This is a genomic window from Halorubrum sp. SD612 (assembly GCF_002135005.1).
Window position 1 is genome coordinate 1 of record NZ_NEWI01000386.1, and the last position, 1,185, is coordinate 1,185.

The following is a 1,185-nucleotide window of genomic DNA, read 5'->3' on the forward strand; positions in this document are numbered from 1 at the left end:
ATGTGCCCGCTCGTGCCGGGGTTGCCCCCGACCGAGGTCGCCCTCCGCGTGGCCGCGGGGGTCGCTCTCATCCTGATCAACGCGTACTTCGTGGCGATCGAGTTCGGCCTGACGCGGCTGCGCCAGTACCCCGAATCGGAGATGGACACCCCCGGGCTGCGGCGCGCCTGGGAGATGACCGACGACCTGGAGTTCTACCTGACGACCTGTCAGGTGTGGATCTCCGGGACTTCGATCGCGCTCGGGATCGTCGCCGAGCCGGGGCTCGCGGCGCTTTTCGCCCCGCTGTTCGAGAACACGGCGCTCGCGTCCGCCGGCGCGGGCTCGCTGCTCGGATTCTTCCTCATCAACATGGTCCACCTGACGCACGGCGAGCAGACGCCGACGTACCTCGGCGTCGAGCGCTCGAAGCAGGTCGCCGCGTACGGCGCGCGGCCCCTCTACTGGGTCGCGTGGCTCATCTCGCCGCTGATCAGGGTCGGCGACTGGGTCGCGAAGGCCACGCTCGGCCTGTTCGGCGTCGAGATGACCGGGTCGTGGACCGAGGCAGAAGAGGAGGTGCTGGAGACGCGCGCCGAGCTCCGCAACCGCCTCGGCACGATGATGGAGGAGGTCGAACTCCCCGAGGAGCGTCGCGAGGAGGTCCTCAACGCGCTCGACGTGGACGAGCTCGCCGTGCGGGAGGTGCTGACGCCGGCGGCCGAGATCGTCTCGCTGTCGACGACCGCCTCCCCCGAGGAGAATTTCGATCGGATCCGCGACACTCCCCACAGCCGGTTCCCCCTCGTCGGCGACGACCCGAACGACTTCGAGGGGATCGTGTACGCCCCCTCCATCGTGAGCCGCTTCGACGACCTCCGGGACGGCGACCTGACGTTCGCGGACGTCGCGGCCCCGCCGATGACGGTCTCGGCTGACGCGAGCGTCAGCGACGCCTACGACCGGTTCCAGGCGGAGTCACAGGAGCTCGCCCTGGTGACCGAGGACGGCGAGGTCGTCGGGCTGCTAACCGCCACCGACGCGATGGAGGCGGTGATGGGCCAGCTGGAGGACCCGCTCGACACCGGCGATTTATGAGAGAGCCCGCGGTGGCGCGCGCCTGCGAGCGGCCGCCCTCGGCGGCCGCGAGGAGCACGCGCGAGGGAGTCGCTGGCGGCGACAGCCGCCAGCGACGAGGCTGGGGAG

General features: G+C 70.6%; 1 protein-coding gene. It reads left to right on the forward strand.

Annotated elements, in window-relative coordinates:
• Complete coding sequence (locus B9G38_RS17560) at positions 1-1,077, forward strand: CNNM domain-containing protein (RefSeq protein ID WP_086221202.1); 1,077 nt, start codon at positions 1-3, stop codon at positions 1,075-1,077.
• Positions 1,078-1,185: the final 108 nt, after the last annotated feature.

Excerpts from the sequence above, each read along its gene's own strand:
- B9G38_RS17560 (WP_086221202.1), top strand. The coding sequence starts at position 1 with ATGTGCCCGCTCGTGCCGGGGTTGCCCCCGACCGAGGTCGCCCTCCGC.